At 62.0% G+C, this 13,887-nt stretch carries 10 protein-coding genes; 5 read left to right on the top strand and 5 right to left on the bottom strand.

What is annotated here, in order from left to right:
- The first annotated feature begins 37 nt into the window (after window positions 1-37).
- Complete coding sequence (locus tag N430_RS11810) at window positions 38-1,951, top strand: tyrosine-protein phosphatase (RefSeq protein WP_110638723.1); 1,914 nt, start codon at window positions 38-40, stop codon at window positions 1,949-1,951.
- Between the two features lie 31 nt (window positions 1,952-1,982).
- On the opposite strand, the gene N430_RS11805 is transcribed toward N430_RS11810, so the two are convergent.
- Both N430_RS11805 and N430_RS11800 read right to left on the bottom strand, forming a co-directional pair.
- A complete protein-coding gene (locus N430_RS11805) occupies window positions 1,983-2,921 on the bottom strand; it encodes an AraC family transcriptional regulator (protein WP_371922773.1) in 939 nt (312 codons plus the stop codon).
- Window positions 2,922-3,036: 115 nt separating this feature from the next.
- Window positions 3,037-4,272, bottom strand: coding sequence for an SRPBCC family protein (locus N430_RS11800; RefSeq protein ID WP_110638725.1), 1,236 nt, complete (start codon window positions 4,270-4,272; stop codon window positions 3,037-3,039).
- A gap of 355 nt (window positions 4,273-4,627) precedes the next feature.
- On the opposite strand from N430_RS11800, the gene N430_RS11795 reads away from it, so the two are divergent.
- Entirely contained in the window at window positions 4,628-5,641 is a 1,014-nt protein-coding gene (locus N430_RS11795) for a GlxA family transcriptional regulator (RefSeq protein WP_110638726.1), read from the top strand.
- Between the two features lie 143 nt (window positions 5,642-5,784).
- Window positions 5,785-7,113 carry an MFS transporter gene (locus N430_RS11790; RefSeq protein ID WP_110638727.1) on the top strand — a complete coding sequence of 443 codons (1,329 nt, stop codon included), beginning with the start codon at window positions 5,785-5,787 and terminating at the stop codon, window positions 7,111-7,113.
- A gap of 12 nt (window positions 7,114-7,125) precedes the next feature.
- On the opposite strand, the gene N430_RS11785 is transcribed toward N430_RS11790, so the two are convergent.
- Both N430_RS11785 and N430_RS11780 read right to left on the bottom strand, forming a co-directional pair.
- Window positions 7,126-7,842 (bottom strand): glycosyltransferase family 25 protein, encoded by a 717-nt coding sequence (locus N430_RS11785; RefSeq protein ID WP_110638728.1) that lies wholly within the window; start codon window positions 7,840-7,842, stop codon window positions 7,126-7,128.
- Window positions 7,843-7,866: 24 nt separating this feature from the next.
- Window positions 7,867-9,240, bottom strand: a complete 1,374-nt coding sequence (locus tag N430_RS11780) for an oligosaccharide flippase family protein (RefSeq protein ID WP_110638761.1) — start codon at window positions 9,238-9,240, stop codon at window positions 7,867-7,869.
- A gap of 239 nt (window positions 9,241-9,479) precedes the next feature.
- Here N430_RS11780 and N430_RS11775 point away from each other — a divergent pair, with 239 nt between their 5' ends.
- Window positions 9,480-10,979 carry a diguanylate cyclase gene (locus tag N430_RS11775; RefSeq protein ID WP_110638729.1) on the top strand — a complete coding sequence of 500 codons (1,500 nt, stop codon included), beginning with the start codon at window positions 9,480-9,482 and terminating at the stop codon, window positions 10,977-10,979.
- Window positions 10,980-11,130: 151 nt separating this feature from the next.
- On the top strand, window positions 11,131-12,384 hold the full coding sequence (locus N430_RS11770; RefSeq protein WP_110638730.1) for an arsenic transporter: 1,254 nt from the start codon (window positions 11,131-11,133) through the stop codon (window positions 12,382-12,384).
- Window positions 12,385-13,254: 870 nt separating this feature from the next.
- Here N430_RS11770 and N430_RS11765 read toward each other — a convergent pair.
- Window positions 13,255-13,857 (bottom strand): SDR family NAD(P)-dependent oxidoreductase, encoded by a 603-nt coding sequence (locus N430_RS11765; RefSeq protein WP_218278052.1) that lies wholly within the window; start codon window positions 13,855-13,857, stop codon window positions 13,255-13,257.
- Window positions 13,858-13,887 lie beyond the last annotated feature (30 nt).

Here is a 13,887-nt window from a genome sequence, read left to right as displayed (position 1 = left end):
AGTAGCCAGCCCAACGCACCTGATCGAGGCTACTTCCGTGTTGCAACGTCTGTTCTGCTCCGTGTCCCTGCTTGCTCTGGCCATTTCCGCCGCCAATGCCGCCGACGCACTCGACACCCCGCGCCTGGCCGGCATGGACAACTTCCGCGACATCGCCGGCACCACCAGCGCCTACACCACCAGCCATGATGGCGTGATGCGCGCTGGCGTGTTCTACCGCTCCAACGCCCTGACCCCGACGGCGGCCGACCTCGCCATCCTCAACGGCCTGGGCATCAGCGATGTCTACGACCTGCGTACCGCCAGCGAAATCGCCAGCACGCCCGACACCCTGCCGGCCGGCGCCAGCTACACCAACATCGACATCATCGGCAGCACTACCTCGGGCTCGAACATCACCAGCATCTCGTTCACCAGCGCCGAGCAAGCGCGGGCGATGATGCAGGAAACCAACCGCGCCTTCGTCAGCGATGCCGGCATGCGCGGGCAGTTCAGCGTGCTGTTCAACGAACTGGCCAGCGCCGACGGTGCCGCGCTGTTCCACTGCACCGCCGGCAAGGACCGCACTGGCTGGACCGCCGCCGTGCTGCTGAGCATCGCTGGGGTCGACGACGCGACCATCATGAGCAACTACCTGGCCACCAACGACTACACCGCTGCCCGCGTGGCCGCGACACTGGCCGCCATGCCGGCGAGCATGGCCGCGATCTACGCGCCGCTGCTCGGGGTCGAAGCCAGCTACCTGCAGGCTGGCCTGGATGAGGTCACCGCCGAATACGGGACCATGGACAACTACCTGAAACAGGGCCTGGGGCTGTCACAGGAAACCCTCTACGTGCTGCGCGGCAAGATGGTGCGCTACGGCACGCTGCCCGGCGAAGCCGGCCTGCTGGGCAACGCCGCGGCGGGTGCACAGCTGCTAGGCCAACTGCAAGACACCGCGCTTTCGGGCAACTACACCGCCTACAACTACTACCTGCAGTCGGCCATCGACGCCGGCACGCTGGGTGGCGTTGAGTCGACCGTGGGTGGCCAGGTACATGCCGACGCCGCCAGCTTCCTGCTGCGCCAGGGGGCGATGATCGACCGAGCGGCCGCACCCTTTGCCGATGGCACCGACCTCAAGGTCGGCCAGTCGCGCCTGTGGAGCACCGCGCTGGCCGGCTACCTGGGCACCGATGGCTCATCCCACGCGGCCAGCAGCAACGAGCACAGCCAGGGCCTGATGGTCGGCATGACCCAGCGCTTCTCCGAACAGCTCAGCGCCCATGCCGGTTTCGGCTACAGCAATGGCAATGTCGGGGGCGCCGGTGGCGAGGCGGACACCGACCTGACCTTCCTCAGCCTGGGGGCGCGCTTCGCACCGAATGGCCTGGAACAAGGCCTGTTCATCGACGCCGATGCCAGCGCCGGCTGGCTCGACTATTCGAGCAAGCGCGAACTCGGCGGCGGCCTGGGCACGGCCAAGGGCGACAGCCACGGCACCCTGGCCGGCGGCAGCCTGGCGTTGGGCTATCGCCTGCCCACCGGCGCCCTGGTGCTGGAGCCGAGCCTGGGGCTGCGGGTCAGCCGCGTTGACATGAATGGCTTCACCGAGAAAGGCAGCGAGCTGGCCCTGCAGGTGGATGACCTGAAAGAAACCCGTCGCGCTGCCGTGGCCAACCTCAAGGCCTCCTTGGCGCCGGTCGCCGTGGGCAGCTGGCAGCTGGTGCCGGGGGTCGAGGTGGGTTACGAGCATGTGCTGGGCGATCATGAGGTCGACAGCGAAGGCCATCTGCTGGGGCTGGATATCGAGCAGCGGGCGGCCTTTGATAATCGTGACCAGTTCGTGGGTGGCGTGAACCTGATGGCCAACCTCGGGGCGCTGAGTGTGGGGGCCGAGGTGGCAGCCATGGGGGGCGGGGACAGCCATGGCGTCAGTGGCAGCCTCAAGGCCAGCTATGCCTTCTGATGCCTGAAGGGGGCCACTTTGTGGCCCCCGACTAACGGCGCCGAATCAAAGCCGGGCTGACACCAAAGGCTTGCTGGAAGTACTGGGCAAACCGCCCGGCATTGCTGAAACCATGGCGCAAGGCAACCTCCGCCACCGACCCGCCCTCCCCGCGCGCCAGCACTTCTCGTGCCTGCTCCAGCCGCACCTGCCGCTGATAGCCAACGATCGATGTCCCGGCAAAACGCCGGAAGCCATCCTGCAACGCCCGCAGGCTGACATTGGCCAACCCCGCCAGCTCGCTGCCACTGACCTGCCTGGCCGGATGCTCGCGCAAATAGGCCATGGCCAGCTTCACGTGCCGCGGTGCAATCGCCGGTGCAGGCTTGCGCAATGCCTCGCTGTAGTTGTGCGGCCAGGTTTCGAGGAGCGCGTCGACCAGCATCTCCTGCAAGCGTACAGGCATCAGCAGGCCGGTGTTGATCAGCTGGTCGAACTCGGTCCCGGTTGCCAGTTCGAGCAAGGCCCGGATCCCCTGAAACGCCGGGTTGCCCAGGTCGACCTGCGGCGCAAAGCGAATCGGCGCGGGCAAGGGTTGTTCGAGCAGGGTCGAAAGCCGCTCGGCGAACGCGCCACGGCGGATCGACATACCGCACTGGGCGTGGCCCTCGGTGATGCGCACCGAACGGATGTCGAGCTTGTCCACTGCCAGGCCGACCTGGGCACCGCCGATCGACTCGCCGCGGTGGTCGAAGATGATCTTGCCCGCCGTGGGCAGCACAAAGGTGATTTCGTCCTGCGGCGTCGGCAGGACGATGGTGAAATCGCCCTGGTAGTGCATGCGCCGCACACTCATGCCGTCAAAGCGGCCATAGACGCCACCGATGGCAATGCCCTCGCCCAGCGGCGGCATGTCGGCATACAGGTTGCCGTAAAGCTGGGTGAACAAGGCAGCGAACTCATCGCTGCGCATGTCGCTGGAGCGGAGCATGAACTGCTTGCGGATCGTGCCGGGATACACCGTGTCGCACACCTTGTGCCACGAAAGGGGACCGGCACACTATCAGCCGCGCATGACAGGCATGTGACGCCCTGTCTTGGCCCAATCAACCTACCGACTTCAGCGGCGGCCGCCCTTCCAGGCGCTCGAGCATGGTCTCGCAGTACCAGTCATCGAACTGGCAGACACCATTCTCGGCATTCTCGGAGAACGGGCCAGGCTCGTAGCTCGGCGAGGAAACGCCGGCATGGGTGCCTTCGACCAGGCGACGATCCTGGTCGTTGGTGGCCAACCAGACCTTGGTCAGGCGGTCGAGATCATAATCGACCCCTTCCACGGCAGACTCCGGCACCAGCCATTTGGTGGTCACCAGCGTCTCGCCGGGCCCGATTGGCAGCACGCGGAAACTCAATGCGTGGTCGCCCAAGAAGTGGTTCCAGGTCGAGGGGTAGTTGAAGTACAGCAATGCGCCGATGTCTGGCTCACCGCTCTTGTCCAACCGACCGGCAACGGCCGGCTTGCCGTCCATGGTGTAGCTGACCGCACCGGCAGACAGCGGAATGCGCGTCATGCGGAAGCGCCCCAGCGGGTCCATGTTCAGCCGGCTGGGCATGCCGGCGGCTTCACAGCGGTCCCAGTGCGCGACCAGTTCCGGGTCGTCATCGCCGCCCACGCCGGCAACCGAAAGGTTCTCGACGAAGGAGTTGAGCAACTCCGGGTGGGTGCCGTCACAGTGGTAGCACTCGCGGTTGTTCTCGAAGACCAGTTTCCAGTTGCCCTTCTCGATCAGGTTCGACTCGAAGGCGACCTTGCAGTTTTCCAGGAAGTGCGGCGCGATGAACGGGCTGACGGCGGCGCGGAAGCTGGAGAAGTCCGGGGCCTTTTGCGCGACGCAGACATAGATGTAGGTGTGCACCACTTCGATATGCACGGGTTTCAGGCCGTAGTTCGATTTATCGAACTCGGCGCCCATGTTGCCGGCATAGATCAGGTTGCCATCGAGCTCGAACGTCCACTTGTGGTACGGGCATACCAGCTTGGCGACCTTGCCACTGGCGTGCTCGCACACCTTGGCACCGCGGTGGCGGCAGGCGTTGTGGAACGCGCGAACCTCGCCATCCTTGCCACGCACGACGGCCACCGGGTAATCGCCGATCTGCAGGGTGAAATACTGCCCAGCCTTTGGAATCTCGAAGGTATGCCCGGCAAACACCCAGTCCTTGTGCCAGATGTGCTCAAGGTCCTGCCGATAGACCTCAGGGTCGAGGTAGAGCTCGCGCGGCAACACATGGCGAGGCTTGCGCTGCTTGATCAGGCCAATCACGGATTCGTTGCTGTTCATTATTATCCTCCAGACACCAAAGCCCGTTGTCGTGGTGCAAATGAGTGAAACTTTAATCACTGCCTCACATAGTACACCGCGCCGAGAAAGTTACACCGGCACAAAAATTACCTTACGCATAACTAAAATTCATGCGAGCAATCCACTTAATTCCTGCTGGACAATCAGCCATCCGCGACCTTATGTTACGCAGCCATAACAAGGGGTTATCGAAAAAGGCCTGACAAAGTCGTTAGACCAACGCCTGATTCGGCCTTTATATTAATGCGCACACTGATGGCAACTTTACCCATCAATAAAGCATCGTCATTCAATGAGTTGCTCAGGCCTTGCGCCTGGGCTACCGGGTGCCGCCATGAAAACAAGTACAAGAGCGTTCAGCCGTACCTTCGCCGACCGTAATCTGGGTTTCATCTCCCAGGAGCGCGTCGAACGAAACACCTCCAGCGTCGGCTTTCTCCTGCTCGAGAACTTCTCTTTACCGTGCTTCACCCAGGCACTGGATGTGCTGGTCACCGCCAACCTGCTGGCGCCGGGCGCGGTGCGCGTGCACACGTTCAGCCATGACCACCGTGAAGTCATGAGCGACCTGGGCATCCCGATCAGGCCTGACACGCCGCTGACCGACATTCGCCTGTCCGACCTCGACCTGATGGTCATCTGTGGCGGCTTGCGTGCTGCCAGGACCGCACCGAACTGGTTGTCGACCTTGCTCAAGCAGATCGCCAGGCTGCCGATCGCCCTTGGCGGGCTGTGGAACGGTGCCTGGTACCTGGGCAGCGCAGGCCTGCTGGATGGCTACCGCTGCGCGATCCACGCCGAGCAGCGCACGGCCCTGGCAGAGCGTGCCCCGCACGCCAACGTGACCCATGAACCGCTGGTGCTCGACCGAAACCGGATGACATCCGCCACGCCCAATGGCGCTTTCGAGATGATGATGCGCTGGCTCGCATCGGGTGCCGGCCCCCAGCTGGCCGACGCAGTACTGGACACGCTGGATGCCGACCGGAGCAAGTACCGCAGTGTGCAGAAGCCGCAGCAACCCAAGGTGAGCAAGGCGCTGCGCGAGGTCATCGCCTTGATGGAGGCGAATATCGAAGAGCCGCTGTGCCCGGAGCAGCTTGCCCAGGTCGTCGGCCTGTCGATACGGCAGGTCCAGCGGCTGTTCAAGGATCAACTGAACACCACGCCGCAGAAGTACTATTTCCAACTCAGAATCACCGAAGCACGCCGCTTGATACAAAACTCCAGTGCATCGATCTTCGATGTTTCGCTGGCGTGCGGTTTCGTCTCGTGCACGCATTTCAGCCGATCCTACAGTGCTTTTTTCGGGCACCCGCCGTCGAAAGAAATCAGGTATGAAACCTGATCAGGTCAAGGACAGGCCCCGTTGCATAACAACAATAACCACAACTATCGCCCACTGATGTTTTTGCGAGAGTTCCGCCGCGGAATTTATTGTTCGCGGTGTTGCCCTGCCGAACTTCAAACGCCTTGTATCAGGATATAAAAATGACCCGCCCCACACTTTCAGTAGAAGATGTACCGCTCAACAACTTCCACCGGCTACTCACGCTGCGTTCGGGCGGCGGCTCGTTCGTCGACGGTTATGTGCTCAGTATTATCGGTGTGGCCCTGGCACACATCAGCGCTTCGCTGTCCCTGAGCAACTTCTGGGAAGGCCTGATTGCGGCATCGGCCTTGATCGGGATCTTCTTCGGCGGCTTTCTCGGTGGTTGGCTGACCGATCGCCTGGGTCGCAAGCGCCTGTTCTTTGTCGGCCCTACCCTGTTCATGCTTGCCTCCATCGCTCAGTTCTGGGCTGATTCCGCTGAAACGATCTTTGTTTTGCGCCTGGTCATCGGCATTGCCGTGGGCATCGAGTACCCGGTCGCCACTTCGCTGCTGGTGGAGTTCATGCCAAAGAAGTATCGCGGCCCACGCCTGGCGATGTTGACGATCCTCTGGTTCGCCGGCGCAGCGGCGGCCTACATCGTCGGTGAACTGGTGCTGCGCAGCGGCGGTGACGACGCCTGGCGCTGGGTGCTGGCCAGCTCGGCCAGCATCGGCCTGGCGCTGTTCCTGGTGCGTATCGGCACCCCGGAATCGCCACGCTGGCTGCTGGGCAAAGGCCGGGGCGCCGAGGCAGAGCAGATCATCAAACGCGTGTACGGCAATGATTTTTCCCTGAACAACCTTCCGGAAGAGAGCCCGAACTACAAGGTCAACGTGTGGAGCCTGATCTATTCGGGCTATGCCAAGCGCATGCTGTTCGTCATCGTGTTCTGGACTTGCTGCATCATCCCGCTGTTCGCCGTATACGCCTTCGCGCCCAAGGTGTTGGCGGCGATGAACGTGAAAGGCGACAGCGCCGCCATCGGCTCGGTGCTGATCACCTTGTTCTTCGTGCTCGGCTGCATCATCGCCACCCGCCTGATCAACACCCTCGGCCGTCGTAACCTGTTGCTGTACAGCTTCAGCGTGTCGGGCCTGGCGCTGCTCTGCCTTGGCGCATTCAACAACGGCGCGGGCATCTGGGTGTTGCTGTTCTTCGCCCTCTACGCGCTGTTCATTGGCGGCGCCCAGGTGCTGACGCTGGTCTATCCGAACGAAATCTTCCCGACCGAGATCCGCGCATTCGCGGTGGGCGTGGGCACTTCGATCTCACGTATTGGCGCGGCGGTGGGCACCTACCTGGTGCCGATTTCGCTGGATACACTCGGCATCGCCCAGACCATGTATGTGGCCGCAGGCATCACCTTCTTCGGCTTGCTGCTGTCGTGGCTGCTGGCGCCGGAGACACGCTCATTGAACCTTCAGCAGGCCGCAGCGCTGGGTTAAATACGCTGAGGGCTATCGGGTTCTCCTGAGCTTTTCCGCCTTCAAGCGCCGATAGAGGGCCATCACCGGCCGCAGCATGGCCAACCGGTCGAATATCGACAAGGCATGCAGGTCGGTGCGCGAAGGCCTTTGGTAACCGAGGTTCCAGGTGAAGTAGTAGGCCTGGATGTTCTTGTCGGTGTGGATCAGCGTATTGAGGGCCGCGTCATAGTGCATCGGCCCGCCGTCGGGGTGCCCTGGCGGGCGCTGCAGGATCTGCGCGAGAAAGTCCCGCAACTTGCCCACGCTCTTGCCATTCACCGCATAGAAGTGCGACAGGTGGATGGGGCGATCGACCAGCACCCAGCCGGGGGTATCGGAATTGCCCTCGCAGGAATGACCCAGGTAGGCAATGTCCCAGTCCATGCCTTGCAGGGACTCGATGGCCTTCTTGCCAAACGGGCCAATGCGCCGGGAAAACTGGATGTCGTCTTCCATGATGAGGATGTTGTCGACATTCAGGCGCACGGCTTCTTCCAGTATCTGCATGTGGCTCATGAAGCAGCCCCGGGCGCCGATGCTGGGGAAGCCCTCTTGGTCAGTAGGCGTCACTGCCGGGAAAAAGCCGATCTTCTGGTCATCGATGTGGAAGCCGTTGCGGGCGAACTCGGCTTTGGTTTCTTCGCGGCGGTCCGTTCTGGACGGGATATTGATGATTCGGGTCCGATCAAAAAAGTCGATCACATTCATCGTTCAGGTCCTTGGTACAGCCGGTCAGAAGGCGAACAGGTGGCTGATGAACTGGCCACACAGGGCGCCAAAGACCATGACGGGCAGCACCACCAGCTCACGCTTGATACTCAGCATGCCCAGCTGGTGGCTGACCTTGAAGATCAGGATCAGCGTGAAGAAGGTATGCAGGGCCACCCCCCACAGTGCGTAGGTCACCCCGCCGATGGCCAGCAGCAACGGCATCAGGGTGAACAGCGCCACCACTCGGATGATGTTGTCCATGGCCATGTACTTGGTCAGCCCCAGGGCCATCCAGATCTGTTGCGTCAGGCCGTAGCGCAAGGTGAACAGCGACAGCGACAGGATCGCCATCATCTGCCCGGCGTCCTGGTACCGGGCGTCATACAGCCAATGGATGATCAGCGGGCTTGCGGTGAACAGGAAGCCGCAGGTGAAGAGGGTCAGCACATCGAAGATCAGCCTGAAGCGGAAATACAGATTGCGCAGGCGCTCCATGTCGCCGGTCCTGGCCGCCTCGCTGAAGGCCGGCAAGGCCACGGCCCCGGCCAGCCGCTGCAGGCTGAGCTGGAAGGCGGCCAGAATGCCCACGGCAATCGAATACACCCCCAGCTGCGCCACGGTCATGCTGCCGCCGAACCAGATCCGGTCGCCCTGCATGGCCAGCACGCCGACGGCGGACGACAGAAACACCCAGCGGCCGTAGTTGACGATCTCGCGCAGGGCTGCCGGGTCCCACTGCGGGCGGTCTTTGTGCCCTGGGAAAATCATGTGGCTGAGCACCGTGGTGACCAGGGTGGAGACCAGGCCTGCCGCCACCAGCGCCCAGATGGAACGGAACAGGTAACCGATCACCAGCATCACCACCAGGCCGGCGATTTGCGACACCAGCTCGACCAGCACCACTTTCTTCTGCTGGAAGGTGCGGATGGCCACATCGATCTTGGTCGACTGGAAGGCGAAGATGATTGCGAAAAAGCCGGTGACAGCCAATATCCCGGGCAGCTGAGGGTCAGCGTAGGTGGAATGCATCGGCCACATTTCGAAGTGCTGGGAAATCCACGACGCCAGCGCCACCAACTGCATCACCACGAACAGCCCCAGGCCGCGAATGATCTGCAGCGACCAGATGGTATTGAGGAACAGCGGCTCGTCGCCGCGCGGGCTTTGAATGATGTTCTGCCGCAACCCCACATCGGACAGCAACAGCAGCAACACCGAAACCGTGGTGGCGATGGCCATGAGGCCGAACATTTCCGGCAGCAGCAGGCGGGTGATGATCAGGTTGCCACCCAGGCGTATGACCTGGGAAGCGACGATGGAGCCGATATTCAGCGCCCCAGCCAACAACACGCGTTTGCGAAGACTTTGCGAGGACGACAGATCGATCGTAGACATGGCACCCACAGTCCCTGTTTTTAAGACGTTACTATAGTCTCAATCTGCCATGTTGCTATGGCACCAGTGCTCATGCTTACCGATGGCGACACCCTGCTCGGCATGGCCCGGTTTTACGGTAGTTACTGCGCTTTCAGGTAGCGCCTTGTATGCTTGCCCGCAGCCAGGAATGGCTATATGCCATGGCTTTCAACGATTGATCGCCAGCGCCGGAATTCGGATTTCCATCAGGTACCACCGTGAAGCGTGACATTCAACTCGTCGTTCTGCTGCTATCGGTCATTGGTTGCTCCCTCGCTTCGCTGACGCTCTGGAAAGTCATGGCTTCCCGCGAACGCGCCCTTGCAGAAGTCGACATCCATGGCCTGAACCTGACCCAAGCCCTGTCCACCTACTCCGAGGGGATTGTCCGGCAAAGCTCCATGATCCTGCTCGGGCTGGTCGAACGCCTTGAAACCGAAGGCAGCGGGCCACGGCAGATCGAACGCCTCACCCAGCTTGTCAGCAGGCAGCAACCGCTGATGCCGCAGTTGAGCGGGATCACCGTGTACGACAGGGACGGGCGCTGGTTGATGTCGTCCAACCGCCCTATCCCGGCCGGTGCCAACAGCAGCGACCGTGCGTACTTCATCCACCACCGCGACGACCCTTCCCGCGAGCCCTTCATAGGGCTGCCTATTCGCAGCCGCGCCAATCAGGAATGGGTCATCACCATCAGCCGCCGCTTCGACGACGCCACCGGGCAATTCGCCGGTGTGGTGGCCGTCACCTTGGGCGTTGAGAACTTCCTGCGCCTGTTCGGCCAGATCGACCTCGGCCACGACGGGGCCATCGGGCTGTCCTACACCGATGGCTCGCTGCTGGTGCGTTACCCGTTTCGCGAGCAGGACATGGGGCGCAACTTTTCCAGCTCGCCCATTTATGCCAAGTACCTGATCGACAAGTCGGTGGGTACCGCTTCGTTCACGTCAAGCCTGGATGGCGTCGAACGCCTGTATGCGTTTCGCAAGAGCGACCAGCTTCCTCTGGTGACCACTGTCGCCCTGGGCAAGCGTGAGGCACTGGCGGCCTGGCAGCTGGAAGCGCAACTGTCGGCGCTGGTGGTGAGCGGCCTGCTGTTGCTGACTGGCAGTATCGGCTGGCTGTTGATCGGCGCCATGCGTCGTCGCAGCCTGGCAGAAGGTGAACTGCGGGTGACCCAGCAGCAACTGCTCGACAGCAACCAGCAACTGGAACGCCTGGCCATGCACGATGCGCTGACCGGGCTTGCCAACCGGCGCTGCTTCAACGAGACCCTAGCCCAGGAGCTCGGCAGGGCCAGGCGTAGTGGCAGGCCCCTGGCGCTGTTGATGATCGACATCGACCACTTCAAACGTTACAACGACAGCCACGGCCACCTGGCCGGTGACGCCTGCCTGCAGCAAGTGGCCCAGCGCCTGGCGGCCTGCACGCGCCGGCCACCCGACTTGCTGGCGCGCTACGGCGGCGAGGAGCTGGCGGCAATCCTGCCGGATACCGACTGCGCAGGCGCGGCCAGGGTCGCCCAGGCGATGCTCGATTGCCTGGCCCTGGAACCTCTTGCCCACGCTGACAGTCCTTTTGAACAGGTGACCGTGAGCATCGGCGTCGCCAGTGCCCAAGGCTGCGACCTGGAAAACAACGAGGCGCTGCTGGCACGCGCCGACCAAGCGTTGTACGTCGCCAAGGACGCGGGGCGCAACCGCCTGCATATCGGCTGAAAATGACGCGGACGGCAACGGCCCACAGGCTCGCCGCGCATCAGTGGCAGCCGGCATGCACCCCTGGCATTGTCAGGCTGGTGGCGCTGCCCGAGCCCCATCCGGCCCCTCGCCGTCACCCTCCTCTGCACCTTCAGGAAACTGACCCAGCATGCCTTTGAGCGACAACGCATCGATCATCTGGACGGTGGCCGCCTTGGCCACCTGCGGCGTAATCCTGCGCCCCTGGCGTATCCCCGAATACGTCTGGGCCATGGGCGGCGCATTGCTGTTGGCCGGTCTGGGGCTGATCACTCCTGGCAACGCGCTGGCCGCCGTAGCCAAAGGCAGTGACGTCTACCTGTTTCTGATCGGCATGATGGTGCTGGCCGAGCTGGCTCGTCAGGAAGGCCTGTTCGACTGGCTGGCCCGTTATGCAGTGCACCATGCGCGGGGCTCCGGGCAACGGCTGTTCGACCTGGTGTTTCTGGTGGGCACGCTGGTTACCGTGTTCCTGTCCAACGACGCCACGGCAGTGGTGTTGACCCCGGCGGTGTATGCCGCGTGCAAGGCCGCCAGAGCCGAACCGTTACCGTACCTGTTCATCTGTGCCTTCATCGCCAACGCTGCCAGTTTCGTGTTGCCGATCTCCAACCCGGCCAACCTGGTAGTGTTCGGCAGCCAGATGCCACCGCTGCTGGACTGGCTGAGGCAGTTCAGCCTGCCGTCGCTGGCGGCGATTGCCCTCACCTACCTGACGCTGCGCCTGGCCCAGCGCCGGCAGATCCGCCAGCCGCTGGCCTTGACCGTGGATACCCAGCCATTGACCGCAGGCGCGCGCCTGAGCGCAGTGGGCATCGGCTTTACCGCAGCCTTGTTGCTGGGCGCGTCGGCACTGGACCGGGCACTGGGCCTGCCGACCTTCTGCGCCGGTATGGCGACCACGGCACTGGTTCACCTGCGCCAGCGGCGCAGCCCGATGCCGGTGTTGCGCCATGTGGCCTGGGGCGTCCTGCCACTGGTGGCGGGTTTGTTCGTATTGGTCGAGGCGGTCGCTCAAACCGGCGTGATCGTGCGTCTTGCCCAAGCGTTGGCAACACTGGCCGAGGACTCGCCGGTCACCTCCAGCTGGGTGGCGGGTGTGGGTGTCGCCATTGCCAGTAACCTGATGAACAACTTGCCCACGGGGCTGATAGCCGGGTCCATGGGTTCGCTGGTGCAACTGCCGCAACAGGCGACCGCTGCACTGCTGATCGGCGTAGACCTGGGGCCGAACCTGTCGATTACCGGTTCACTGGCGACCTTGCTCTGGCTGGTGGCAATCCGTCGCGAAGGCGAACATGTCAGTGCCTGGCAATTCTTGCGCCTGGGCCTGCTGGTGATGCCTCCAGCCCTGGTGGCTGCGTTGCTGGTGCTGTGGGTGTGAATCAGCATGTCTGCCTTGATTCAGTGGTGAGCCATAAATCGAGCTCCACGCGCATGCACCTGGCGGTCCTGACGCGCCCTCAACCCCGGCCAATCAGTTCCGAGGCTGCTCGCGGGCATCCTGGCAAGGGATGCCAGGCTCAACGCAGAACAGTGGGTGGGTCAGGTTTTCACCTTGGAAGAGGTTGTCTGTGGACATTGTGTAAATCTCCCTGATCTCTATTGCCCGCGAAGAGGCCAGACCAGTCAGCACATCACCTGAGCCTCAGTGCAAAGTCCGAGGCCCGGTGGGCATCTGCACCTGAATCAAGGCTGACTCGAGCAAAGCCCGCAGCCTGAATAAGCGTGTTTTCCAGGGAATGAATATCGTGGGGTGGACAAGGAAGGGAAAAAATCTGAATTTTTGTAGTAGCCAGAAACGAAAAAAGGCCCCGAAGGGCCTTCTTTCTTGCCTTACCGAAATACTTCGTTAAGGCCAATTTGGAGCGGGAAACGAGACTCGCATCGGGCCTGCGAGCCTTTGAAATCTATAGGTTTTCAGCTATCCCTGAAACAGGGATAGCCTTGATTCTGGACTTAAAGTTATGCCATGGCAAGCAGCAGAACTGGCGCTATTCTAGCCACCGGCTCGCTGACCACTCCGGCCACAGTTCACCTCGCGCTAAGCCGCAGCCAGCATGGGCGACAGTCAATCTAGGCTTTCCGGAAGCCTGTACTGGCACTGACTGCTTCCCCGCGGATTATTTCCTCATCCACTGCCCTCATTTTTGTCCTCACCCGTTCCATCGCATCGGCGCCCAGCAGCAGGTGCAGCGGTGGCTGTTCTGCCGCTACCGCTTTCAGGATCGCTTGGCTGGAGGTGGTTCGAGCGTTACAAAGCGTCCAGTGCTACACCCACGGTTGCCCCGTAAGCTGCATCTTGCGTATCCGCTTGCCGCGGCTCTGCATCGAGAAAGTCGGTACGAAACTGGCTAGGGGCAACGGCGGTAACATTGGTGCCAAAGGGTTCGACCTCACGAGCCAAAGTGGCGGTAACCCCCTCAACGGCAAACTTGGTGGCGGCGTAAAGCCCGGCCCCTAAGCCCGGCGCGCGTCCGGAGATTGAGGAAATATTGACGATGTGCGCGCCTTGTTGCTTGCGCAAGTAAGGTAGGGCCTTGCGAATGATCCGGATCGGCGCGAAGTCGTTTACCTGAAACAGCTTGTGCAAGTCGTCATCGGTCGAGCTTTCGATCGGCCCAAGCAACCCATAACCTGCGTTATTGACGAGCACATCGATTCTGCCAAAGGTTTCGAATGCTTGGTGAGCTGCAGCGATAACGTCTTCATCATCATGCATGTCGACCTTGAGCACGCGCCAGCGGCCTTCGGGGTATTCCAGAGCTGGCGCTTCGCTTCGTACGGTCCCGATCACCTTGTCGCCATTTGCAAGGGCCGCGCAAAGCCTCGAGAAACTCCAGTAATGATCCAGCACTTCATAATTCGCCTCCTTGGACCTTTCGAA

The sequence above is a fragment of the Pseudomonas sp. CC120222-01a genome, from assembly GCF_003097235.1.
In the GTDB taxonomy this organism is placed as follows: Bacteria; Pseudomonadota; Gammaproteobacteria; order Pseudomonadales; family Pseudomonadaceae; genus Aquipseudomonas.
Note: the sequence above shows the minus strand (reverse complement) of the source record. Positions and strands in the feature narration are given on the sequence as shown.